Source organism: Christensenella sp. MSJ-20 (assembly GCF_044357945.1).
GTDB lineage: Bacteria > Bacillota > Clostridia > Christensenellales > QAND01 > QAND01.
The window spans coordinates 1,801,028-1,822,177 of the sequence record NZ_CP076563.1 but is presented as its reverse complement, the minus strand read 5'-3'; the positions used below and the strand labels follow the sequence as shown (position 1 = coordinate 1,822,177).

Genomic DNA, 21,150 nt, shown 5'->3' with positions numbered 1-21,150 from the left:
CTTTTTGCGTCCGCCGCGCGTCAACAGGCCGCTATGTCAAGCAATCTGAACCATTGTTCCCTATTTTCCGTTATTTACGTGAGCAGACGCACCCCGCAATAAACCAGCAGGGCGCCTGCAAGCGTTATTGCCATGGGGACTACATAGGCCGCCACGTTGCCTGAAGCGCTTTCTATCCTTTTAATCAAGGCCGTATCCTGTAATTGGTTGTATGCGGCAGAAAGCAAAATGAGTGGCAATACATATATTAGGTTATAGATCATCACAAAAAGCAGCACCGAAGGAACCGTCAGATGATAGCTTGTAAGGATTGCCAAAAAGCCAAAATAGGGAAATGCGCTGGTTAACTCTACGGCACAAAAAGCCGTTCCTAAAAAAAATAGGGATAGGGGGCATAGCTGCGAAGGGTTCTTCCTCTTAGCGGTTTCTTCTAAGCCTCTTTTCGCACTGCGTTTGGTTCTAGCGATGAGCCGTCTCCCCAACAGTAAGCATAGGACACCAGCGCTCAGCGCCACACCAGATGCCTGCCACTGATGCGTTTCAATTACCTTGGTTAGCAGCTCTGAAACCCAGGCGGCAATACCGTAGTAAATTGCAAGGCCCAGCACAAAGTTTGCCATTCCAATTCCAAGTATGAAAAACCAGATATGCCTTTTGTTTTTTACCATGGTCTGCAACAGCATTTGCTGCGCGATGGCGGAGGGGTTTAAGCTATCAAAAAAGCTCGTTGTTATCGATATACCAAGGAGCACCCACATCATATATCATCTCCTTAACAGTCAAATCATCTAACAAAGAAAAAAGGCCAGCGTCTGTGTAACGCTGGCCTACTACACAAGAAAAGAAAACCCCGGCGGGTTGCTTTTTCTATCCAATATTCCTTGTCTATCCCTGCTGCTTCTCTTTCATAAGCTCTACTGCTTCTTTTCCCGTCATATGGTCGATGTTCAGTTCCAACATGCAAAGGAAATCCCACTCTCGGCGAATCGCGCGGTCACGGCTGGTAGCGGTATCTTCCGGCGCGTATTTGATGGACAGTTTTTCTATGGCCTTCCTCATTTCCGCCTCGTCTTCGATTACCCGCATCCGTCCAAAGACAATGACGCTTCTAAAGTAGGTGGTATACGCCTCTGGAACAACCAAATCCTGATCAATCACACAAAAGGATGCGTTGGCGTTCTTGCCAATCGCGTCCAGCTTATGTCCGCATTTTGCACTGTGAAAATAGATTTTTTCCCCGTCATACATATAGCTGATCGGAACAGCATACGGATATCCATTGTCGCCCGCTAAAGCGAGCACTCCAGATGTTCCCCTGTATAGAATATCCGCAGATTCCTGTTGCGTTAAAGCCTGTCTTTTTCTTCTCATCTCCCGAAAAACCATGCCAACCTCCTAAAAAATAAAACGCTCATCTTTACTCCTGCAACGGCCTACTGGAGCAAAATCAAGCGTTTCCCGGCGGAAAATTTACTTTTTATAGAATGCCATAAATTATACCGCAAGTCAACCTGTGTTTCCCCGGTTTCTTAGGAACCCCTCAACAACATTTGCTTTTTAAAGCGGATATCAAAGCCTTAGGATCTTCCCATCCAGCAAAAGATAGGCGGATTCCCGTCTTCCGTTCTAGTCCTCCCTTCAACAGAGAAAAGGAACGGAAACAGGAACAAAAGCCCCGCGCAAGGGATAAAGCCAAACGCTTTAAAAAAACAGGGCGGCATAGCAAACCGCCATGCCGCCCTGTGGGGTTACCTTGCTTTCTTCCCCGTGCCGCCTAAATCGAACCGTTTCCGTTCTTCTCATCAGATGACATGGGCCTTCACCATATTCGTGGTCCCAGGAACCCCCGCCGGGATGCCCGCCGTCAGCACCACGATATCCCCGTCCTTCACAAGGCCGGTAGCCCGGGCCGCCTCCACCGAGGCGTCGATCATCTCATCGGTGTTATGGAACACGCCGCTGATCACCGGCTCCACCCCCCACAGAAGGGAGAGCTTCTGGTATACCGATGGATGCTGGGTGCTGGCGATGATCTGGCAGTCCGGACGGTATTTGGCCACCATCCGGGCGGTGCTGCCGCCGCTGGTAGCGGTGATGATGGCCTTAGCCTCCAACTGTTTTGCCATATCGCAGCATGCATGGGCCACGGCGTCGGTAAGGGAGTATTCATGGACGTACTCGTATACCGTTTTCACCTCCAGCAGCATGTGATGTGCCTCGGCGTTGAGGCATACCCGATTCATCATCTTTACGGCCTCCACGGGATATTTCCCCGCAGCCGTCTCCCCCGACAGCATCACGGCATCGCAGCCATCGTACACCGAGGAGGCCACGTCGTTGACCTCCGCCCGAGTAGGCCGAGGATTGCGGATCATGCTGTCCAACATCTGGGTGGCGGTAATGACGATCTTTCCCTTGGCCTTGCCCATGTAGATGATTTCCTTCTGGATAAGGGGTACCCGAGCGATGGGCACCTCTACCCCCAAATCGCCCCGGGCCACCATGATGCCGTCCGACGCGTCCATAATCTCCTCGATGTTGTCCACGCCCTCTTTGTTCTCGATCTTGCTGATGATCTGGATCCCCTCGCCGCCGTTGTCCCGTAGCAGCTTGCGGATCTCGTATACATCGGCCGCCTTGCGGATAAAGGATGCCGCCACAAAGTCGATGTCGTTCTCAATACCAAAAAGGATGTCCCCCGCGTCGGTTTCAGTAATGGCAGGAAGCCGGATGGCCACCCCCGGCACGTTGACCCCCTTCTTATTGCTGATAGCGCCGCCCACCACACAGACGGTATGGATATCCTGGCCGTCAATCTCTTCCACCCGGAGCTCCACCAATCCATCGTCGATGAGGATGGTGCTGCCCACCTCCACGTCCTCGGGCAGCAGCTCATAGGTAACGCTGACGATGTCCTTGGTGCCAACCACATCCCGGGTGGTCAGGGTAAACTTGTCCCCCGGAGCCAGCGTAATGGCATCGTCCTCAAAGGTCTTAAGACGGATCTCCGGGCCCTTGGTATCCAATAGGATGCCGATGGGCTGCTGCAGCTTTTCACGAAGGAGCTTGATCTTGCGGATCCGCTCTCCATGCTCCTCTCGGGAGCCATGGGAGAAATTCATCCGGAACACGTTGACGCCGTTTCGCACCAACTGCTCCATGATCTCGATGTCGTCGCAGGCGGGTCCCAGCGTAGCGATGATTTTTGTGCGTTTCATAAGCAATCCCCTACCGTTTTTTTAATATTCTTTCTTCTGCAATAGAATATCACATTCAAAATTAGAATACCACATTCCTTTTGTTTCGTTTTGGTATTCCTGGAAGGAATTTGTCCAAAAAGCGGACTCCCCGGGAAAACGCCGGGGAGTCCGCGCCGATTCGCCAGGAGCCGGTCCTTTCGCCTCCGGGCGCAAGATTATTCCATCGCGCGGCTTGGCTCCTCCTGTTCCTGAAGCAGACCCTCCAGCAAACGGATGTGAACCTCCTCGTCCTCGATGATCCGGGCCAAGAGCGCCCGTACCGACGGATCGTCAATGAGCCGCATATGCTCCTGATACTGTTTGATGGCCTCCCGCTCCGCCCGGATGTCGTCCTCGATCATCCAATAGGGCTCCTTGGCATAGTTGACGTAGCCGCTGTTCCAGAACCGCCCGCGGGTGGAGCGGCCTCCGGCATAGATGGGATCGCCCCCCAGCTGCCGGATCGCCCGGGCCAGGTGACGCAGATGCAGCATCTCCCGAATCCCGATGGACAGCAGCAGCTCCTGATGCTTCGCACCGGCCTCCTCCAGAATGCTGCTCTGATAGACATATTGGGCGCAGGCGCCCAACTCGCTATGATTTCCAGCGTAATCGTCCATGAGCAGCCGCGCGTAGTAGGGATTCTTGCCCAAAACCCTTACCTGGGGAAAGGGGCCCTCCGCACCGGCCACAAAGTTCTGTTCCATACCGACACCTCCGTTCCAATCCTCTTCATTGTATGATTGGAAACGGAAAAGGTGACGCTACCGTTTTTTTCGGGACATCCTCACGCTGGACAGGAGGAAGAAAAGCAGCCCCGTCAAAAGGATCACCAACAGACTGGCAAATGGGGTGACGGAGGCGTCCCCAAACCGCATGGTAATCCCCATCATCTCATTGAATTCCGATACAGCCTGGGCCGGCGCTCCCGCAAAGGAGGTCGCCAGAGGGCCTTCCATCATCACCTGGCGGAGCAGGACGGCGGAATGGGTTACTGGAAACACCTTCACCACGTACTGAATGGCCACGGGTAACACGCCCACCGGCATATAAATGCCGGTGACAAAGCCGATCATGGTACCAAGGATGGTGCTGGCGGTGCTGAAGGCGTTGAGGCTGCGGAAGAAGGATACCACAAAGAATACCATAGCGGTATTCATAAAGCAGGTGGCAAGGATGAGCCCCAGCACCTTAAGGGTGGCGGCAAAGCTCAACCAGGGGCCTCCGGTGGCCACGATATAAACCTCCCCCAGCACCAGGGCAACCAGGGTCATCACCACCCCGATGAGAAAAGCGCTGAGGATGTACCCGCCAGCGATGCTGCTCTTGTGAAGGGGACTGCAGTGAAAATCCTTTTCGATCTTCCGCGCCCTGTCGTCCACCATGGTGCCGTACGCGCCCATAGTGGTGGTGATGGAGGTGATGGCAAGAATCCCCGCCACGATCCAGCTGTCCATCAGCGCGCGGACTTCGGGCACCGCCTCATAGCCCTGGGTCATGGTATCGCCCAGAAACAGAGCGTATAGCGCCACGATGATCAAAGCGGATAAAAGGGAAAAGAACACCGCGCTCTTATCCCGGAAGAACACCATGAGGTTGCGTTTGGCAAATCGAATCATTCCCGTATCCCCTTTCCGGTGATGCCGATAAAGGCATCGTCCATGGTGCCCATAAGAACCTCAAATCCCGTTAGATAGGGCCGAGCCGCTTCGATGAGCGGCAGCGCGTCAAAGGTGGAATCCACCGGAACAACGAGCTGGTCCGCCGCCTGGGTATAGGCGGCGTTCAGGCCATCCAGAGCCCCTTTCGCGCCGTCCATATCGCTGCATACCAGGCGGAGGGTATCCCTGGCGTACCGGGCCTTGAGCTCCGCCGGGGTGCCCCGGGCTGCGATCTCCCCATGGTCAATGACGATGACATAGTCCGCCTCTGCGGCCTCCTCCATATAGTGAGTGGTCAAAAAGATGGTCATGTCCGTCTCCCGTTGAAGGGTCTGGATGGTCTCCCACACGTTCTTCCGAGTCTGGGGATCCAGTCCGGTGGTGGGCTCATCCAGGAACAGCACCCGAGGCGTGTTGATAAGCGCCCGGGCAATATCGCACCGCCGCCGCTGGCCTCCCGAAAGCTTGCCATAGGGGCGTTTCATCAAATCGGCAATCCCGGTTACCTCCGCCGCCCTCTGGACGGCGGCCTCCAGCTCCTTCCCCCGAAGGCCGTAAAAACCGCCCCGGATGCGGAGGTTTTCCCCCACCGATAGCAGCGCGTCCAGCATGCCGTCCTGGAACACCGCTCCGATGACGCTTCGGATGGCGTCATCCTCCTGGCCCAAGGTCTTTCCGTCCACGGTAACGGTCCCCGCGTCCGGACGAAGGAAGGTGCAGATCATGTCGATGGTGGTGGACTTCCCCGCGCCGTTAGGCCCCAAAAAGGCGAAGAGCTTTCCCTTCTCCACGTAAAAGCTGATGCCCTTTACCGCCTCGATGTCCCCATAGGATTTTTTGAGATCCCTGACCTCGATCATATGGCTCATGGATTGTTTTTCCTTTCTTTATTTACCAACGATTGATTATAGCACACCAAAAGAAGGCCCTGCGTGAAATGGCGGTAGAAATTCCACAGAGCCGGCAAAAAACTTCTTTGACGCAATCCCGCGATCACAGGGCGGGTGCCGAAGCCAGCGGGACGGCTTCGGTCGCAAGAGGGGTGGGTGCCGCAGGACGCGCAAAATGAAACCGCCTACCGAGGGGCAAACTCAACCCGCCGCGGGATCGAACTGGGACAGCTCCTCATAGGCGGAAAGGATCAACTGATATAGGAGGCCCTCTTGGGGGTGGGCAGGATCCAAGCCGCAGAAGGTTTGGATGGCGGATCCAATTCCCTGCTCCTGGATGTGGGCCTGAACCGTCCGGGCGCCCGCGTCCTCGGGGTTATGAAAATAAAAGCCGCAGGCCGCTCCCTTGGCGATAAACACAGGGAGGTTCCCCTGCTGGAGGCTCAAAAGAGCGGGGCCGATGAACCGGTCGTTTTTCCCCAGCTTGCGAACCGGATCCGCCCCCACCCGGGTAAGGGGATCGGGCACCAGGCCCTTCATGGAGCGCTGCCATTTTGCCGGAACGTCAAAGGCCATCTCCTCTGGGGAAAAGCCATAGGCGGCGGCCACCGCCCGGTTGGCCTCCTGTCCAGCATAGTAGGTACACCGCCGGACATAGGGATCCCGGGCCGCCTCGTGGACGTATCCGTGTCCAAAATACTGGCCGTAGTAGGCCAGACAGCAATGCTCCAGGTTGCCGCACCAAATCTTCTTCACCAGCTTGCCGGGCACATTTTCTCCCAGAAGGAAAAACTCCGGATAGCTATGGCCCGGCAAAAACGCCTCCCGATCCACCTCCAGGATGGGGGTATCGCTGGTGGAAACAGCATAAGGATCCTCCAAAAGCTGCTCCGGGCTGGGGGTGGAGCACAGCCGGGTTACCAGGGTTTCCACCAGTCCCACATGCCGGTCAAAATACGCCCGGGCAGATTCATCCAGATATTCTGATATCCTGTTATAAAAGAACTCCGCCGGATCCACGGTGTTGACGCACAGCAGGATGGCCAGGGGCTCCTCAACCCCGCGCTCCATCCGCAGGCGGACAGCGGCGGCCAGATCGGCGGCGATGCCGTCAAAGGCCCCTGGGAAGGTCACCACTCCGGCGTACTGAGCCCTCGCCAGGGCGTCCAGATAGGCTTCCCTTTCCTCCACGCTGCACAACACATCGTACCCCTCCATTCGGAGGGTCTTGCAGCCGCCGTCGTGATCGTGCTGATACAGGGTATAGTATCCCCGATTCCGAAGCCCCCGGACGAATTCCATCCGATGGTGGACATAGGTTACCCGCCAGCCTTCGGCGGAAAAAAGCTGCCCCACATAGCCCCGGGCGATCTTCCCGGCGCCGATGAGTACCACGTCCCGGTTCATACGGCATCCCCTCCCTATGGCGTTCAGATGATATGCAAGCGTTTCAAATACGCCGGCACCTCATGGGCGGCGTCCTGGTTGATGATGGTGATCCTTGCCCCCCTGTCCCGGGCATAGTCGGTGACGTAGCTGCTGGTAGAGGTATAAAAGGAGGTGCCCACCACCAGCAGCTCCTGGGCGCTCCCCGCCAGGCGGAGGGCCATGGGTAAAAGGGCCAGGTTATCGTCGTATAGCACCACGTCATGATCCAGCACCCGGCCGCACCTGGGGCAGGTATAGCCCTCCTCAATCTGCGCAAAGGGGTAGTCCACCCCGCAGGCCCGGCAATGGACCTGGCTTAGGCTGCCGTGAATCTCCATGGCGTCCCGAGAGCCCGCCCGTTGGTGGAGGCCGTCGATGTTCATGGTGATCACGGGCACCTTCCCCGCAAACAGAGCCAGGTGGGCAGCATTGGGCCGGGCGCCGCGGCAAACCCGCTCCATAGACAGCAGGTTGTCGTAGAATTCCTTGGGATGGACTTGGCAGAAACGCCGGGTCAAAAGGGCCCGGTTGTCCAGCTCCTCAAAGGTGGGGATACCGCTCTGCTTGCTGATTCCCGCCCCGGTAAAGGCCACCAGACGATGGATTTTTTCACTCATAGGGTGTAGGTCTCCCCGTCGTTATAGATGGTAAGGGTATCGCCGTCGTAGCGGAAATCGGTAACGGCTCCCTCAAAAAAGGTATCGTCGTTCAGATCCGCGTCCAAAATGGAAGCGGGCTGGGGAGCCTCCTCAAAGAACCCGCACCGGATGGTCGCTCCGTCAAAGCGGTACCGAACCATCTCATAGGAGATGCCCGCGTCATCGGTATGCCAAAATTGGGCGTAATAGGCCGTCCCCGCCTTCCGGTATTCCACCAGCAAAAGGGGGAACTCCCCTTCCTCCACCACCTGACAGACCCGAGCGGTCAGGGTCTCCTGGCCCATGGTGCCAGCAAAGGTACGGCCCTCCCCCGCCTCCTTGTCCCCATAGGCAAAGGCAAAGGTCCCATCGGCAGCGATGCTGCCGGAAGCTTCCTCTCCTGTAAGCGCCCAGAAGCCGTCCTCTCCTTGAACGGCCTCATAAGCCACGGTAATGGCCTCATAGAGCTGGCTCTCGGCAGCAGCCAGATCGGCGCTGATCCCCTCCAGCAAAGGGGTGATATCGGTCTCGCCGGGGGTATAGGCGTCCATCCGGCCAAGTGCCCCGGCGTAGGATAGATCCTTCTGCTCCAAAAACGCCGCCAGAGGGCCTACCAGGGGATTGGTCGCCACCTCCATAGGGGCGGTGGGCAGCGGTTCTTCCTCTTTGGAATCGGTGCCGGCTCCGCTGCAGGCCGCCAGGACCAGAATCATGGCCCCTGTGGTGAGGGCCGCTAACAATTTTCTCATGGTGTTCCTCCGTTTCATGGCTTCATTATACAACCATAGCCCGGCTTTTGCACCGTAAAAACGCCCGGCGGCGCTACCGGGTTTCCAGAAGCCGGGCGGGCTCCACCCCCAGAACGTCCGCCAGGCGGAACAGGGCGGGCAGGGAGATCACGCTGACCATATTGGGCGCCTCCACCTTGCTGATGTAGGTGCGGCTCATGCCGCAGGCCTCCGCCAGCTCCTCCTGGGTATAGCCCGCAAGGCTCCGGTAAAAGGCCACGTTCAGCCCCATCTGAAGCAAACGGTACTCATCCTCCTTGGTAGCCTTAAGTGAATGAGGCATCACACATCCTCTTTCTCACTTTTGATTTACCAATAGGATAACTCAATCCGAGTTAAAAATCAATACTTCGTTCCGAGTTAACTATAATACTATTTGAGGTGAACAACCGCATGGAATCTGCCTATCTAAAAAGATTGCGCGAACTCCGAGAGGATAACGATTTATCACAACGTCAAATTGGCGATCTGTTGGGGGTTGCACAAGGTACCGTCTCCCAATATGAGCTGGGAAAACGTCCGCTTCCCATTGAATATCTCATCAAACTATGCCGGTTTTACAGCGTTTCGGCAGACTTCATTCTAGGGCTTTCCGATCAAAAAGACCGATAAACCCATATAAAAAAAGCGCCCCTATGATGGGGGCGCTTTTTTCATCATCCATTATCTAAAGTAGAGCTCCGCGCACGCATAGAGGTCCTTGCCCACCTCTTTGCGCCCCTGGCTGGCGGCAGAGAGGGGGATGGCCACGATCTCGTTCCCCTGAAGAGCGATCATGTGCCCGTAGTCCTCGTTCACCACGCACTCGGCGGCCTTATAGCCCAGCCGGGTGCCCAGGATGCGGTCAAAGACGCTGGGAGCGCCTGCCCGCTGGAGATACCCCAGCACCGTGTGACGGGCGGGAATCCCCGTCCGTTCTTTGAGGGCGTCCGCAAGCCGGGCCGCCACGTCCTTCTCGGCCAACCGCACGTTGCCGAACTCGTCCAGGTTGGCCTCCGATAGTTCCATGTCGGCGAACTCACAGCCCTCGGCCACGGCGATGACCCCGTAATCCAAGCCCCGCTCCTTCCGAGCCAGCATGATCCCGGCAACCTCCTCCACGGTTTTGGGAAACTCGGGGATCAGCACCACGCTGGCGCAGCCCGCCAGCCCGGCGTACAGCGCGATCCACCCGGTGTGGCGGCCCATGAGCTCCACCACGATGTAGCGCCTGTGGCTGTAAGCCGTGGTATGGATTCGGTCAATGGCCTCCATGGCGATGTTGGCGGCGGTATCGAACCCAAAGGTAAAATCGGTGCCCGAAAGATCATTATCGATGGTCTTAGGCACGCCAATCATGTTCATGCCCATGGCGTTGAGCTTGTCCGCCACACCCAGGGTATCGTCCCCGCCGATGGCCACGATTCCGTTCAGCCCCAGCTTTTCCATGGTGGCCCGGACCCGCTCCGGCCCGTTCTCCTCCTGCAGAACGTTGGTGCGGCTGGTAAACAAAAGGGTGCCTCCCTGGGCCTGGAGGTTCTCCACATCGTCAAGGGTGAGCCAATCCCCCTCCCCTGTAAGGGCGCCGCGCCAGCCCCCCCGGAAGCCATAAACCTCCGTACCATGGGCGGCGCACTTTTCCACCACAGCCCGGATCACCGCGTTGAGGCCGGGACAGTCCCCGCCACCCGTTAAAATGCCAATCTTCCCCACAATGACACGCTCCTTAGATATTGGATTTTTTGACCAGTATCCCCATTATAAACAAAAGAACAACATTTTTCAACGGTAAGTTCACAAAAAATGTTGTTCTTTTTACAGCTTTTATTGTTGTTTCTTTTTCAAATCCTGTTCTCTGATCTCCACCCGACGGATCTTTCCGCTGATGGTTTTGGGCAGTTCCTCCACAAACTCGATGATGCGGGGATATTTATAGGGAGCGGTCACATGCTTTACATGGTTTTGAAGCTCCTTAACCAAGGCGTCGCTGGGCTCCCAGCCCCGATTCAACACCACGGTAGCCTTCACCACCTGGCCTCGGATGGGATCGGGTACGGCAGTGATGGCCGTCTCCAGGACGGCGGCATGCTCCATAAGCGCGCTCTCCACCTCAAAGGGCCCGATGCGGTATCCCGAGGACTTGATCACGTCGTCCACCCGGCCAACATACCAGAAATAGCCGTTCTCATCCATCCAGGCCAGGTCTCCGGTGCGGAACAGCCCTTCATGGAGCTGACGATGGGTGTTGGCCTCATCCCCATAATATCCGCAGAACATGCCCTGTGGCTTTCCTCCGTCCAACCGAACGGAGATCTCTCCAATGGATCCCAGGTGGACGTCGTTGCCTTCCTCGTCGGCGATGCAGACCTTATAGCCCGGGGAGGGCTTGCCCATGCTGCCCGGCACCGGCTCCACCCATTTGAAGGTACCCAGCACCACGGTGGTCTCGGTCTGGCCAAAGGCCTCCCGGAGCTGAATGCCCGTGGCCTCGTAAAACTTGTTGTACACCTCGGGGTTTAAGGCCTCTCCGGCGATGGCACAGTGCTGAAGCGCGCTCAAATCGAATTTTCCCAGATCCTCCTGGATCAAAAAGCGATAGATGGTGGGCGGCGCGCAGAAGCTGGTGATGTGGTAATCCTGCATCTTCTGAAGCAGGTCGGTGGGCACGAACTTATCGTAATCATAGGTAAAGACGGTGGTATCCGCCATCCACTGGCCGTAGAGCTTACCCCAGACCGCCTTGCCCCACCCGGTATCCGATACCGTCAAATGAACGCCGCCAGGCACCACGTCCTGCCAAAACGCGGCGGTAACGATATGCCCCAAGGGATAGGTGAAGTCATGCTGAACCATCTTGGGCATCCCAGTGGTGCCGCTGGTGAAATACAGCAGCATGGGATCCTCGTTGTGGATGGCCTCCTCCCCTACAGGACGGGGATATTCAGGGGAAAACCCGTAAAAATCATCCAACCGGTGCCAACCGTCCATCTCCCCCCGGGCCAGGATCAGGGTAGTATGAAGGCCGTTGTGCCGGACGGCGGCGTCGGCCTCATCGGCCACCTGCCCGTCCCGGGTGCAGATCACGGCGGAAATATCCGCCGCCTGGATGCGGTAGGCAATGTCCTTCTCCATTAGAAGGTTGGTGGCGGGGATGGCCACCGCGCCGATCCGGTGAAGGGCCAGGATGCAGAACCAAAACTCATAATGGCGCTTGAGGATCAGCATCACCCGATCCCCTTTTTTGATCCCAAGGCTCCGGAGGTAGTTGGCTGCCCGGCTGGACTGCTCCTTCATATCGGCAAAGGTGAAGTTCCGCTCCTCCCCCGCCTCGTTGGTCCAGATCATAGCCAGGCGCCGGGGGTCCATGGCCGCAATCTCGTCCACCACATCATAGGCAAAATTAAAGCACTTTGGCACCTTTATGGAGAAGTTCTCCATAAAATCCTCATAGGACGTAAAGTCCCCCTTGACGTATCGTTCATAAAATGCCATTTCGGACACCCCTTATTTCATGATGATGGCGAGAAACTCGCAGGGCTCCTCCCCCTCGCAGACCATGCCGTGGGGACGGGAGGAATCATAGTACACGGCGTCGCCGGCGGAGACCACCGCCTCCTGGGCGTCCACCCGGATTCGCATGCTGCCCTTCAATACATAATCAAACTCCTGGCCCTCGTGGCTATTGAGGTGCATCTCGGTGTTATCACCGGGAGCCACCGTCACATGGAAGGGCTCCGCCTTCTTATTCTTAAAGAAGAAGGCCAAATGCTGGTATTTGTATTCCTTGCGCCGGTCGATGTTCAGGCCCTCGCCATCCTTTACCAGGGAAAAATAGGTGAGCTTAGGGGTCTCTCCGGTAAGAAGGTCCACGATGTCCACCCCCAGCTTGTTGGCACAGCCAAACAAAAAGGAGAAGGCAAAGTCGTTCTTGCCCGCCTCGTATTCCAGATATTCGGACACCGAAATATCCAGCTCCTTGGCCATCTCCTCCGGGGTAATGTCCAACGCTTCCCGCAGCATGGACAGCCGCTGCGCAATGGCTTGAATCTGTTCACCCATTCTGAATCCCTCCTAATGCTCCTTTTGATTTGGATAAAAAAATCCCCGTCCGATTAGGACGGGGATGATTCCTCGCGATACCACCTAATACTAAGCTCCAACAAGCCAGCCGCCGGTAACGGGGCAGAACCGGAATTCCCTAATACCATCTTTCAGGAATCGGCTCGGAAGTGATTGCCGTCCGGACGCGTCTTTGGCTCGCACCAACCGCCAAATCTCTGTGCCTGCATCTCCCGCACGGGCCGTCTTCGTCACAGCCTTTGTTATTGGAATGTATTGTATCCTCCAAGGAAGCGTTTGTCAACACCTTTTTAGCGGCCGGTTTTCCACCGGCTAAAAGACAATGTGATTCAACGTCATAAAGGCTCTTTCTCCCTGTGGTAGAGGGTCGCCCATACCTCCACTGGAGCCAGCCGCGCCTAAAAAACCGCCCGGACTTTTCCATCCGGGCGGTCTTAGCATCAATCATCAGCCGGTTAAAGCTTCGCGATGACTTCCGCGAGTGCCTTGTTCTTTCTCGCAGAAAAAACCGTTTTACAAGCATCCGGCTATTGGCGCGCGCTTTTCTTTTTAGCATTCGCCGTTCGCGTCCTTATTGTCCGTTGATCTCGTTGCACTTCAGCAGCTTGAAGATCTCCACAACCACCACGGGGACCAAGCACAGCCCAAGCACCACCAGCCACTGCATGGCCGTGAGCGCCACCACGCTGAATACGCCGGACAGGAAGGGGACAAAGAGTACTAGGAGCATCAGGGCAGCGGAAATGCCCACGGCGCCCCACAGATACTTGTTGCGCCCAATGTCCCTGGAAAAGGCGGAAAGATGGCTGCTGCGGACGTTGAATACATGGATCAGCTGGCTGAAGGCCAGGGTAACAAAGGCCATGGTACGGCCCGCCTCCACCCCGGTGGTAAAGAAGCCGTAGGTGTAGGCCAAGAGGGTGATGCCGCCGATCAAAAGGCCCTGGTAGCACATCCGCCAGACCAATCCCTTTGTGAATACCGAATCATGGCGTTCGGCCTTGCGGTTCATGATGCCCTTTTCCGCGGGGTCAACCCCCAGTCCCAAGGCGGGAAGGCTGTCGGTCACCAGGTTCACCCACAGGATGTGGACCGGCAATAGGGGCTCGTGCCAGTTCAATAGGGTGGCCAGGAAGAGGGTGAAGATCTCACCCACGTTACAGGACAGCAGGAACTGGATGGCCTTTAGGATGTTGTCATAAATGCGGCGTCCCTCGCCCACCGCCGATACCACGGTGGCAAAGTTGTCGTCGGTGAGGACAATATCAGCGGCCTCCTTGGCCACCTCGGTGCCCACGATGCCCATGGCCGCGCCGATGTCGGCGTTCTTCAGGGCAGGCGCATCGTTGACGCCGTCTCCGGTCATGGCCACGATATGGCCGTTCTTCTGCCAAGCGTTCACAATCCGCACCTTATGCTCCGGCGAGATACGGGCATAGACGGAAATCCGATCCACCTTTTCGGCCAGCTCCGCGTCGCTCATAGCTTCCAGCTCCTGGCCGGTGATGGCAAGATCCCCCTCCCGAAGGATACCCAGACTCTCGGCAATGGCCACGGCGGTGGTCTTGTGGTCCCCGGTAATCATCACCGGACGGATGCCGGCCTGTGCGCAAAGGGCCACGGCGTCCCGCGCCTCCGGCCGGGGCGGATCCATCATGCCCACCATGCCGATGTAGATGAGGTTTTCCTCCAAAGAGGGCATCTCATCCTTTTCCGGGATGGCGTCGATATCCTGATAGGCCATAGCCAGCACCCGAAGGGCACTCTGGGCCATGCCGTCGTTGGCGGCGGCGATGGCCGCCCGATCCTCCTCGGTGATGGGCCGGCTGCCGCCCTCCTCGCCGATTCGGGTGCAGCGGTTCAACAGAATATCCACCGCGCCCTTCACAAAAGCGCGGATGGTGCCGTCAGGAAGCCGGTGAACGGTGGTCATCAACTTCCGATCGGAGTCAAAGGGCAGCTCCGCCACCCGGGGGCTCTGCTCCTCCAGATCGCTCTTATTGTAACCCATACGCTTTGCCACGTTGATGAGCGCAATCTCCGTGGGATCACCCAGAGCGGTTTCCCCGCCGTCCTTGCTGCTGAACCGGGCGTCGTTGCACAGCGCGCAGTTGTTGAGCAGCAGCGCTTCCAATTCCCCGCTCCGAGCCTCCTCTGGCGCATAGGTTTCCCCGTTTACATAGAGCTTCAGCACCTCCATCTGATTCATGGTAAGGGTGCCGGTTTTATCGGAGCAGATGACAGTAGCGCTGCCCAGCGTTTCCACCGACGGGAGCGTCCGCACGATGGCGTTGAGCTTCGCCATCCGCTGCACCGACAGGGCCAATACAATGGTTGCGATGGCGGGCAGTCCCTCGGGGATGGCGGCCACCGCCAAAGACACCGAGGTGAGGAACATCTCAAAGAAAGGCTTGTTATACAGCATGCCGGCGGCGAAGATCACCACACAGATGGCCAAAGCCGCGATGGCCAGGGTCTTGCCCAGCTTCTCCAGCTTCTGCTGAAGGGGCGTCATCCGATCCCCCTCCTGCTGGAGCATGTGGGCAATCCGCCCCACCTCGGTATCCATAGCGATGGCGGTGACCACGCCCCGGCCCCGGCCGTAGGTGACCACGCTGCTGCTGTACGCCATGTTGATGCGATCCCCCAAAGGAGCGCCCTCTGGGAGAAGCACCGAAGCGTCCTTTTCCACGGCATCCGATTCCCCCGTAAGGGCGGATTCCTGGATCTTCAAGTTAACGCATTCCACAAGGCGCATGTCGGCGGGCACCATGTCCCCGGCTTCCAGGATGACCACATCCCCCACCACCACTTCCCGGGCGGGAATGGAGATCACCTCTCCCTCCCGCAGCACCTTGGCAAAGGGAGCGCTCATCTTCTTAAGGGCGTTTAGGGACTGTTCCGCCTTTTTCTGCTGGGCCACGCCGATGATGGCGTTGAGCACCACGATCAAGAGGATCACACAGGCGTCCACCACCTCGCCCAAAGCGCCGGAGATCACAGCCGCAGCCAGCAGCACAATGATCATAAAATCCTTCAGCTGGTCCACAAATAGCTGAAAGGTGGTTTTGCCGGGCTTCTGCTCCAGCTCATTGAAGCCGTGCTTCTGCTGTTGCTCCCGGGCCTGGTCGCCGCCCAGGCCCCGGTTCTGGTCCGTTCCCAGGGCCTGGGCCGTCTGCTCCACGCTCTGGCTGTAAAAATTTTGTTCCATTTCCGTCCTCCTTCATACTTGACGCGGGATCGGTTATAAAATAAAAAGACCCCTGCTCTCACGAACAAAGGTCTTGCTCTCAAACGATTGTTGCCCGGGCAGGGTCTGCCGTATTGACGAACAACAAAACCATAAAGGCGAGCTACTCCCCTTTTCCCCATTCATTATATGGATACAGAGGTCAAAACACAAGTTAAGAATTATGATGAATTCTGATGCAAAAACGCTCCAATCCTATAATAAAAAGATATATTGAAGCAGCACCAGCATGACGATTCCCGGCAGCCCCAGAAATCCCGCAATGAGGGCGGTAAGGGGGTTGATTCCAATGTTGACGCCCACCTTTGCCCCCAATAGGTTGATGAGGAACAGCGCCACCCCGCCGGCTACCCCGTTTAGAATCAGTTTGCCGATCAAGCGCATGGGCAGAGCCAGCGCCTTTCCCAGCAGGAACAACAATAGAATAGCGGCTGCATAGGCCCCAACGGAGCCCAGGGTAATTCCAGGCATAGCGGTGCCCCCTCATTGGTTTCTTACCACCATCCTATGCGTCCGCTCCCATGGCTATGCCTATTCCGCCTCCTGTTCCAACTCTCGCAGCTCGATGACCTCCTGCCCCTGGCGGGCCATCTTTAAAAGATAAACGTACCGCTTCCGGGCCGCCTCCATATCATAGATGGCGTAATCCACCAGATCGGGGTTGGTCACGTTTTCAAAATAGTTCTGGGCGTCCCGGTAGGCCGCCAGGGCCTGACGAACGGTATCCAGATAATCTCCGCCCCGGTGCCGGTTCACAAACAGCCTGCCCATAATCATCCTCCTCTGGATTTCATTGTTATTAGTATGGACAGGCCAAAGCCATTCCATACCCAACCCCAAAATCCAAACGGCCCGCCTATCCCTAGCTCCCGGTCTTCCTTCCCGTTTCTTGCAAATTTTGCAAAAACAAACCACACTTTTTGCCACAAAAACTCACAAAAACTCACAAGATACAACAAGAACGAACTATTTTCCCCACCTTTGCCCCATGCCATGGGGAGGCCTCTCAAGAAACATCATTTTTAATCAAACAAAAAAACGAGTACCGTAATTCCATTCCCATGATTGCTTCTTCATCTGCATGTCAAAAAACCCAGCCAATAAAGGGATTTTTCACGCGTCCCTCTCCCGCGCTTCTATACAACATTTACCAATTCGATCCATGTAGTTTTGTGTTTTTTCAAAGGCAAATCAAATGCAATATTTTTTACGATTTTTGTATTTATTTCTTTTCTTTGTTCTAAAAACCCAAGAAAATGCTCATTTATTCTTTTGCTTATTGTTGTTTTCCCTCTTGACACATCATTTCGTCTACAATACAATATGGCTGAAGATGTAATTCAACTTCTTTTCGATTGAGTTTGGAGGCCGGAGCTATATGGATCTTCCATACGGGCTTCCATGAAATACAGTAACAGATGAGGAGGTGAAACAATGGTAAAATTGATGCGCGTGGATGATCGTAGGATCCATGGCCAGGTGGCCATTGCCTGGAGCAAGGCCTTGGAATTCAAGGTTTTGATGGTGGCCAACGATGAGTCCGCTGCCAGCAAGACCCAGACCATGGCGTTGAAGATGGCAGGCCCGCCCAGCAGTAAGACCACGGTACAGAGCATTGAGCAGGCGATCAAGACCATCAACGATCCCCGTACCGCTAATACCGTAATCGGGGTCATCGTCACCAATCTAAAGGATGCCCTCGCCATCGCGCAGGGAGCTACCGACCAGGTAAAGCGGATCAACTTCGGCAACTACGGCCGCCTGAACGGCGGAGACGTCTCGCAGAAGAAAAAACTCTCCGATAACGTCTACGTGGACGAAGAGGATCTGAAAGTCATTGAAGAGATGAAAAAGACCGGGATTCCCATCGACGTACAGCTGCTGCCGTACATGGCGATGGTTACCCTGGACGACGTCCTGAAGTAATCTTACCTACTTAATTCGCACTTTTACATTGAAATGAAAGGGGTTAATTAATTTGAGTGCAGGTACTCTTGCTTTAACCACTGCACTGGTATATCTCGCGTTCAGCGAGCTCAACCAGTTCTGGGCTCATAACTTTGCGACCCGCCCCATCGTGGTATGCCCCATCCTGGGCATCGTGTTGGGCGACGCTGCTACCGGTCTTGCCTTGGGCGCCTCTCTGGAGCTGCTGTTCATGGGCATCACCAACATCGGTGGTTCCATCCCCAGTGATGTATTCATCGCCGGCACCATCGTAACCGCCCTGTGCATCGGCACCGGTCTGGACTATGAGACCGCCGTGGTTCTGGCCGCCGCTATCGGCGCCGTATCCGGCATCTGGTCCGTCACCGTCCGTATCATCTACCAGGGTATGTTCGTTGCCATCTTTGAGCGGATGGCCGCCAAGGGCGATGTGAAGGGCTACAATCGCATGACCATCCTGGCCAACGCGACCAACCCCATCTTCTCCACCCTCTTGGTGTACGTCGCCATCGCACTGGGCGCCGACGCTCTCCAGGGCATCCTGGCTTCTATCCCTGCCTTCATTCTGGATGGTCTCAGCGTGGCTGCCGGCATGATGCCCGCCATCGGACTTGGCCTCCTGATGAACATGCTGTGGTCCGGCAAAGCCTCCATCTACTTCTTCTTCGGCTTCGCCGCCACCGTGTACCTCAACATCAACATGACCTTCATGGTCGTCATCGCTGTGTTTATCACTTTGATGCAGGTTTACAACGAGTTGGATCTCCGCAACCGGCTGAAGGCTGTTGGCGGCTCCAACGGAGGGGAGGACGATCTCTTTGGCTAATGAAGTAGTCGTAATGGACAAGAAACTACGGGCAAAAATCTGGTGGCGCTACGAGATCATGGCGTCCGCTGCGTTCAGCCAGGTTAAGATGATGACCGCCGGCTTCTGCTATGCCATGGCTCCCTGGCTCAAGAAGCTCTACGGCGACGACCAGGAGAAGATGGCCGAGGCCATGGTACGGCACCAGGCATTCTTCAACTGCACCCCTGAGACCGCGTTCTTCATCCTTGGACTGTGCATGTCCATGGAGGGCGAGTACGCCGCCGATCCTGAGAACTTTGATCCCGCTTCCATCAGCGCGCTGAAAGCCGCTTTGATGGGCCCCCTGTCCGGTGTGGGCGACGCTATCTTCTGGGTAACCGTTCGGACCATCGCCGCTTCCGTGGCCATTACCCTGGCCCAGAACGGCTCCATGCTGGCTCCCTTCGTGTTCCTCGTGGTCTACCACGTGATCAGCGAGCCCCTGCGTTGGCTGATGCTGAAGTATGGCTACAGCCTGGGCAACAACTTCCTGGAGATGGCCTACGAGAGTGGTTACGTGGATATGCTCACCATGGGCGCCACCACCATCGGTCTGATCATGGTAGGCGCCATGTGCGCCAACTTCGTCAGCCTGAACACCGCCATCATCCTGTCCGGCTCCGGCGAAACCGCCCAGACCCTGCAGTCCGCTCTGGACAGCATCTTCCCCAAGCTGCTGCCCCTGATCGTGAGCCTTTTGACCCTGGTTGGTATCCGCAAGGGCATCAACGTTGCTTGGTTGATCGTGATCATGGTAATCGTCGGCATCGCTGGCGTGGGTATCGGCATCTTCTAAATCGTACCAACGGGGCGATCGCCCCTTCGTACCAAGAACAATGGACGGGAACCTTCGGGCTCCCGTCCATTTCTTTTTAAAAAAGCCTCCGTTGCCTTGGAGGCTTTTTTATTCCCTTCTGCCCGTAAAGACTGGCTTTATCCGGACAATTTTGGCCAATTATGGCCAATTGATTTCGCCTCTTGCGCCGGCGCTGGATTTCCCCTTACAGCCTTTCCCCTTCTCTTTCCCGCGTTGCTCTCCTTGACGCCAGATTCCCATGCCCCATAGCTGTATTCCTCCCATCGTGATTCTTCCGGTACAGCTTCATTCTCCTCATGGAATTCCCCACGATTTGCCCCAACCCCCCCTCTATCACAAACGGCGTTGCCCCCTCCGGAGCTTTCAAGAGATCTCCATCCCCGCGCCATATCCTTCTCCTCCTTGGCGCTCCCCGCAGCTTCTTCAAGAAAAACATCCGTCCCCCATCTCGCCTCCACCCCAAACCCGTCCGATTCCCCCGGGCCACCCCAACTTCTATCTATGCATTTTTTGCAAATAAAGAAAATTCCTCCATTTTGCAAAAAGAAACAATATCAAACTATTTTCTTTATTATTTTGATCAAAACATTTACATTAAAACAAGAAAGCTCAATATTTTATTGATTTTTTGAACTTTTATTCCCATTTGCTTCCTTTCTATTTGTTTTTTTATACACGTAAATCCCATTGATAACGCCATTTCATTGCTATCCCCCCTCACCATGAATGAAACGCTTTTTTCTTCTTTTGATGTAGTTTTCTGCTTTCTTTGTAACAAACAAAAGCGTTTATTATTGTATTTTTTCTTTAAAATTCTATGTGATTATCCAATATTTGTTTCTTTTTCCATCAAAAAAACATAAAATCCAATCATTATTGAGTGATTTATTGTTTTTTTATAGTCTTGACACAACATATCGCCTACAATACAATATACTCGATTTTGTAGTTTTGCTTTGTTCTTACATTTGGGAGCCGCCACATGGCAGCGCCCACAAACATACTAGGACCCCATAAAGGAGGTGAAAGAATGGTAAAACTGATGCGTGTAGACGACCGTATGATCCACGGCCAGGTGGCAATCGCTTGGAGCAAAGCCCTGGAGTTCAAGGTGCTGTTGGTAGCCAATGATGAGGCAGCCGCCAGCAAAACCCAGACCATGGCGTTGAAGATGGCAGGACCGCCCAGCAGTAAGACCACGGTACAGAGCATCGAGCAGACCATCAAAACCCTGAACGATCCTCGCAGTGCCAATACGGTCATCGGTATCATCGTCACCAATCTGGCGGATGCCTTGGCCATTGCCAAGGGTGCAACCGATCAGGTGAAGCGGATCAACTTCGGCAACTACGGCCGTCTGAATGGAGGCGACGTTGCGCAGAAGAAGAAACTTTCCGACAACGTATATGTCGATGAAGAGGACCTGAAGATCATCGACGAAATGAAACAGACGGGGATTCCCATCGACGTACAGCTACTGCCGTACATGGCGATGGTCACCCTGGACGACGTCCTGAAGTAATTCGGAATCGTTTTTACACCAGTATTTCTACTTTTTTTAAATCTTAATTGAAAGGGGAACGAAG

21 protein-coding genes are annotated in these 21,150 nt (G+C 55.5%); 5 read left to right on the top strand and 16 right to left on the bottom strand.

Going from position 1 to position 21,150, the window contains the following annotated elements:
• Positions 1-74 precede the first annotated feature (74 nt).
• The 10 genes from KP626_RS09310 to KP626_RS09265 all read right to left on the bottom strand — a co-directional run bounded on the left by KP626_RS09310 (position 75) and on the right by KP626_RS09265 (position 8,927).
• A complete protein-coding gene (locus KP626_RS09310) occupies positions 75-761 on the bottom strand; it encodes a GAP family protein (RefSeq protein ID WP_395976991.1) in 687 nt (228 codons plus the stop codon).
• 124 nt (positions 762-885) lie between these two features.
• Positions 886-1,386 carry a pyridoxamine 5'-phosphate oxidase family protein gene (locus tag KP626_RS09305; RefSeq protein WP_395976989.1) on the bottom strand — a complete coding sequence of 167 codons (501 nt, stop codon included), beginning with the start codon at positions 1,384-1,386 and terminating at the stop codon, positions 886-888.
• Positions 1,387-1,802: 416 nt separating this feature from the next.
• Positions 1,803-3,218, bottom strand: coding sequence for a pyruvate kinase (gene pyk, locus KP626_RS09300; RefSeq protein ID WP_395976987.1), 1,416 nt, complete (start codon positions 3,216-3,218; stop codon positions 1,803-1,805).
• A 197-nt stretch (positions 3,219-3,415) separates the two neighbouring features.
• Positions 3,416-3,946 carry a manganese catalase family protein gene (locus tag KP626_RS09295; RefSeq protein WP_395976986.1) on the bottom strand — a complete coding sequence of 177 codons (531 nt, stop codon included), beginning with the start codon at positions 3,944-3,946 and terminating at the stop codon, positions 3,416-3,418.
• Between the two features lie 57 nt (positions 3,947-4,003).
• Positions 4,004-4,858, bottom strand: a complete 855-nt coding sequence (locus tag KP626_RS09290) for an ABC transporter permease (protein ID WP_395976984.1) — start codon at positions 4,856-4,858, stop codon at positions 4,004-4,006.
• Positions 4,855-5,769 (bottom strand): ATP-binding cassette domain-containing protein, encoded by a 915-nt coding sequence (locus tag KP626_RS09285; protein ID WP_395976982.1) that lies wholly within the window; start codon positions 5,767-5,769, stop codon positions 4,855-4,857. Before KP626_RS09285 ends, KP626_RS09290 begins: the two co-directional genes overlap by 4 nt.
• 222 nt (positions 5,770-5,991) lie before the next feature.
• A complete protein-coding gene (locus tag KP626_RS09280) occupies positions 5,992-7,197 on the bottom strand; it encodes a hypothetical protein (protein ID WP_395976980.1) in 1,206 nt (401 codons plus the stop codon).
• Positions 7,198-7,220: 23 nt separating this feature from the next.
• The gene (locus tag KP626_RS09275; RefSeq protein WP_395976978.1) at positions 7,221-7,835 is read right to left on the bottom strand and encodes an SIR2 family NAD-dependent protein deacylase; all 615 of its coding nucleotides are present in this window, start codon (positions 7,833-7,835) and stop codon (positions 7,221-7,223) included.
• Positions 7,832-8,605: a hypothetical protein gene (locus tag KP626_RS09270; protein WP_395976976.1), complete on the bottom strand. Its 774-nt coding sequence runs from the start codon at positions 8,603-8,605 to the stop codon at positions 7,832-7,834. The genes KP626_RS09275 and KP626_RS09270 overlap by 4 nt, the downstream gene beginning before the upstream one ends.
• Positions 8,606-8,678: 73 nt before the next feature.
• The gene (locus KP626_RS09265) at positions 8,679-8,927 is read right to left on the bottom strand and encodes a helix-turn-helix domain-containing protein (protein ID WP_395976974.1); all 249 of its coding nucleotides are present in this window, start codon (positions 8,925-8,927) and stop codon (positions 8,679-8,681) included.
• A gap of 110 nt (positions 8,928-9,037) precedes the next feature.
• Between KP626_RS09265 and KP626_RS09260 the strand changes: the two genes are divergently transcribed.
• A complete protein-coding gene (locus KP626_RS09260; RefSeq protein WP_395976972.1) occupies positions 9,038-9,256 on the top strand; it encodes a helix-turn-helix domain-containing protein in 219 nt (72 codons plus the stop codon).
• A gap of 51 nt (positions 9,257-9,307) precedes the next feature.
• Here KP626_RS09260 and KP626_RS09255 read toward each other — a convergent pair whose 3' ends face one another.
• The 6 genes from KP626_RS09255 to KP626_RS09230 form a co-directional block, all read right to left on the bottom strand.
• Complete coding sequence (locus KP626_RS09255; RefSeq protein ID WP_395976970.1) at positions 9,308-10,336, bottom strand: 6-phosphofructokinase; 1,029 nt, start codon at positions 10,334-10,336, stop codon at positions 9,308-9,310.
• A gap of 111 nt (positions 10,337-10,447) precedes the next feature.
• Positions 10,448-12,115 carry an AMP-binding protein gene (locus tag KP626_RS09250; RefSeq protein ID WP_395976968.1) on the bottom strand — a complete coding sequence of 556 codons (1,668 nt, stop codon included), beginning with the start codon at positions 12,113-12,115 and terminating at the stop codon, positions 10,448-10,450.
• Positions 12,116-12,127: 12 nt separating this feature from the next.
• On the bottom strand, positions 12,128-12,682 hold the full coding sequence (locus tag KP626_RS09245) for a helix-turn-helix domain-containing protein (RefSeq protein ID WP_395976966.1): 555 nt from the start codon (positions 12,680-12,682) through the stop codon (positions 12,128-12,130).
• A 592-nt stretch (positions 12,683-13,274) separates the two neighbouring features.
• Positions 13,275-15,914 (bottom strand): calcium-translocating P-type ATPase, PMCA-type, encoded by a 2,640-nt coding sequence (locus KP626_RS09240; RefSeq protein ID WP_395976964.1) that lies wholly within the window; start codon positions 15,912-15,914, stop codon positions 13,275-13,277.
• A 234-nt stretch (positions 15,915-16,148) separates the two neighbouring features.
• The gene (locus KP626_RS09235; RefSeq protein ID WP_395976962.1) at positions 16,149-16,424 is read right to left on the bottom strand and encodes a pro-sigmaK processing inhibitor BofA family protein; all 276 of its coding nucleotides are present in this window, start codon (positions 16,422-16,424) and stop codon (positions 16,149-16,151) included.
• Positions 16,425-16,484: 60 nt separating this feature from the next.
• The gene (locus KP626_RS09230) at positions 16,485-16,724 is read right to left on the bottom strand and encodes a DUF2508 family protein (RefSeq protein WP_395976960.1); all 240 of its coding nucleotides are present in this window, start codon (positions 16,722-16,724) and stop codon (positions 16,485-16,487) included.
• 663 nt (positions 16,725-17,387) lie between these two features.
• On the opposite strand from KP626_RS09230, the gene KP626_RS09225 reads away from it, so the two are divergent.
• The 4 genes from KP626_RS09225 (at position 17,388) to KP626_RS09210 (ending at position 21,086) form a co-directional block, all read left to right on the top strand.
• The gene (locus KP626_RS09225; protein WP_395976958.1) at positions 17,388-17,879 is read left to right on the top strand and encodes a PTS system mannose/fructose/N-acetylgalactosamine-transporter subunit IIB; all 492 of its coding nucleotides are present in this window, start codon (positions 17,388-17,390) and stop codon (positions 17,877-17,879) included.
• 52 nt (positions 17,880-17,931) lie between these two features.
• A complete protein-coding gene (locus KP626_RS09220; protein ID WP_395976956.1) occupies positions 17,932-18,726 on the top strand; it encodes a PTS mannose/fructose/sorbose/N-acetylgalactosamine transporter subunit IIC in 795 nt (264 codons plus the stop codon).
• On the top strand, positions 18,719-19,543 hold the full coding sequence (locus KP626_RS09215; protein WP_395976954.1) for a PTS system mannose/fructose/sorbose family transporter subunit IID: 825 nt from the start codon (positions 18,719-18,721) through the stop codon (positions 19,541-19,543). Before KP626_RS09220 ends, KP626_RS09215 begins: the two co-directional genes overlap by 8 nt.
• A 1,051-nt stretch (positions 19,544-20,594) precedes the next feature.
• Positions 20,595-21,086, top strand: coding sequence for a PTS system mannose/fructose/N-acetylgalactosamine-transporter subunit IIB (locus KP626_RS09210; RefSeq protein WP_395976952.1), 492 nt, complete (start codon positions 20,595-20,597; stop codon positions 21,084-21,086).
• Positions 21,087-21,150 lie beyond the last annotated feature (64 nt).